We start from the raw sequence: 2,846 nt of genomic DNA on the forward strand, positions 1-2,846 counted from the left end.
CTTCAAACTTGATACTAAGTGCTTTACTCAGCGCCAGGAGGAGTCGGTGTAGGGTTTGTCGGGCTGTCACCTGCACCAGTAGGTTGATAACCGGCACCAGGCTCACCACTTGGCATAGGCGCTGGCTGGGAAGGCTGGTAGCCTTTGTGTAGATCTGAAGGTGATACTTGTGGTTGATAACCATTATTTGAAATTTTTCTTTCTGTCATTTTAAACGTCCCTAAATTCAATATGAGAGATTTCGCTGGTCAAGATAATTACTCCGGCAGTTTTGTTTATCGCTCGCTCAAATGAGCCATCACTTCCAAGTTTCCACGTTTGCTCGAGGTATAGCTGCTCGTCAGCAGGAGAACTGGAAGCGAACGATTTTGGACCATAATAACCTGCTATAACAGTTCCATTATTAAGGATTACTTTCACCCAATAACATCTACCTTGTGCAAAAAAGTAGTCCCATGGTTTCTGGGTTGGATGGTGTATGTTTTTCTTAAATTTTTCCGATTCCCTTAACGCTTTCCATGAGAAAGCTAAAATAACGGGGAACACCAGTAACACGAAAACGTAAAAGAAAATATATAAATTTGGGTGTGCGATTTTGAAACTTTCAGATCCTGTTCCAGTTTCAACGGCAACGATAAACCAGTACATAATGGCATAGTTTATACAACTATATGTGACTGCATCGACTAACTGCTTTGATGAGTCCTTCAAATGGGAAGGATAAAGAAGCTCATAAGTTTTCATACTTATAAAGCCGGGAATAACAAACATGATGAAAAGTTGTAATTTATCTATATCCCAAATGCTCATTTCTGATTCCGTTCAATATAGCGTTCTGACACATCATATCATAAGACATCCATATGCATATAACGCCCTGCTAAGTGGCTGCCAACCTGCCACTAAACTTAAACAAGCCACCGTAAACACCAAACTAGACCAGAAGTAAAACCGCCGAGCGTTGGCAGTCCGTCTTAAGCAGTTTGTTAGGAATGCTTATTCCAAGCGCCTTTGCTGATTTGGAATGCAGTGGTTGACCTATAAAACACCAATGCTGAATGCACCGCAACAAGCACTGAACTTAAATGACAAGCACTTCACTCTTTTGCGGTGGTTCACCCAAACCAAAATGCGCAGAACTTGAAAACACCGAATCGCAGAACTCTTTGGGACAAGCGGTTTCTGAAAACTACTTGGCCGTTCACGCTGAAAAACGGTGATTCTCCAGACTTGAAATTGCGCCACAAAACGAAGCTTTCACGTGAAGATGTTCGAGCTACATTGACGCGAAAGTAAATTCAATTGATGGACTGGAAGTGGCTGAGCGCAGAACTGACAAGCCTACAATCTTAAAAGCAACCTAACGCCCTGCTAAGTGGCTGCCAACATGCCACTAAACCAAAATAAGCCACTGTAAACACCAAACCTAACCAGAAGTAAAACCGCCGAGCGTTGGCAGTCCGTCTTAAGCAGTTTGTTAGGAATGCTTATTCCAGGCGCCTTTGTTGATTTGGAATGCAGTGGTTGACCTATAAAACACCAATGCGAAGTGCACCGCAACAGGAACTGAGCTCAAATGACAAACACTTCACTCTTTTGCGGTGGTTCGCTGAAACCAAGATGCGCTGAACTTCAAAACACCGAGCTGAAGAACTTTATGGGACAAACGGTTTCTGAAAACTTAACTCGTCCGTTCAAGCTGAAAAACGGTGAGCCACTGAATTAGAAATTTAGCCACTAAGCTACGCTTTCACATAAAGATGTTTGAGCCACACAGACATAAAAGTAACTTCAAATGACGAACTTGAAGTGGCTCAGCGCAGGACTAACAAGCCAACAATCTCAAAAGCAACCTAACGCCGCGTTAAGTGGTGAACAACGCGACCACTTAACCTAAACCATTGTGCCATAAACACTAAAGCTGATTCGAACTAAAAATGCCAAGCGTTGTGAATCCGTCTTGAACGCTTTGTTAGGTGCTTGTTTCAACGCCGAACTTACTTATGATAATGCCATTCAATACCTCAATATCTCGTCCTCTACCTTGTGAACGATATATTTCATTATTGCCATTGACCCAGCTAGATATTACCGATATTTCACCCTGCACGTTATTAGACAGTTCAATTCCGAAAATATAATGCCCTGTCCAACTTCGAACAAAATACACCCAACTATCTTCTGAATAGATAAACCACTTATCTTCCATTTCTGCGGGCTTATGACCACATAATATTTTATTGGCATCAGAATTCGAAAACGTTTTTTTGAAACCCAAGTCGATTTTTGGTCAGGTACTTCTTTTACTTTCCAATCGTGCCTTTTGATCATGATACCTCCTTGCACCTAACGCCCTGCTAAGTGGCTGCCAACCTGCCACAAAACCCAAACAAGCCACCGTAAACACCAAACTAGACCAGAAGTAAAACCGCCGAGCGTTGGCAGTCCGTCTTAAGCAGTTTGTTAGGAATGCTTATTCCAAGTGCCTTTGCCGATTTGGAATGTAGTGGTTGACCTATAAAACACCAATGTACAAAGCACCGCAACAACCACTGAACTCAAATGACAAGCACTTCACTAAATTTGCGGTGGTTCACTGAGCCAAAATGCGTCGAGCTTCAAAACACCGAGCCAAGAACCTATTGGAAAAAGCGGTTTCTGACAGCCGAATGTAGCCGTTCAAACTCAAAAACGGTGAACCACTGAACTTGAACTTTAGCCACAAGACTGAGTTTTCACGTGAAGATGTTCGAGCCACACTGACAAGAAAGTAACTTCAATTGATGGACTAGAAGTGGCTGAGCGCAGGACTACTAAGCCTACAATCTTAAAAGCAACCTAACGCC

At 42.6% G+C, this 2,846-nt stretch carries 3 protein-coding genes; 1 reads left to right on the forward strand and 2 read right to left on the reverse strand.

Features of this window, described 5'->3' with window-relative positions:
* Positions 1–23 precede the first annotated feature (23 nt).
* Entirely contained in the window at positions 24–209 is a 186-nt protein-coding gene (locus tag TW81_RS18630) for a hypothetical protein (RefSeq protein ID WP_038176174.1), read from the reverse strand.
* A 1-nt stretch (position 210) separates the two neighbouring features.
* Positions 211–810: a DUF6338 family protein gene (locus tag TW81_RS18635; protein ID WP_045957243.1), complete on the reverse strand. Its 600-nt coding sequence runs from the start codon at positions 808–810 to the stop codon at positions 211–213.
* A 766-nt stretch (positions 811–1,576) separates the two neighbouring features.
* On the opposite strand from TW81_RS18635, the gene TW81_RS19340 reads away from it, so the two are divergent.
* Positions 1,577–1,726 (forward strand): hypothetical protein, encoded by a 150-nt coding sequence (locus TW81_RS19340; protein WP_156980993.1) that lies wholly within the window; start codon positions 1,577–1,579, stop codon positions 1,724–1,726.
* Positions 1,727–2,846 lie beyond the last annotated feature (1,120 nt).

This window comes from Vibrio galatheae, from assembly GCF_000967545.1.
In the GTDB taxonomy this organism is placed as follows: Bacteria; Pseudomonadota; Gammaproteobacteria; order Enterobacterales; family Vibrionaceae; genus Vibrio; species Vibrio galatheae.

Coding starts and splice junctions, on each gene's coding strand:
- TW81_RS18635 (WP_045957243.1), bottom strand. CDS start 810: ATGAGCATTTGGGATATAGATAAATTACAACTTTTCATCATGTTTGTT.
- TW81_RS19340 (WP_156980993.1), top strand. CDS start 1,577: ATGACAAACACTTCACTCTTTTGCGGTGGTTCGCTGAAACCAAGATGC.
- TW81_RS18630 (WP_038176174.1), bottom strand. CDS start 209: ATGACAGAAAGAAAAATTTCAAATAATGGTTATCAACCACAAGTATCA.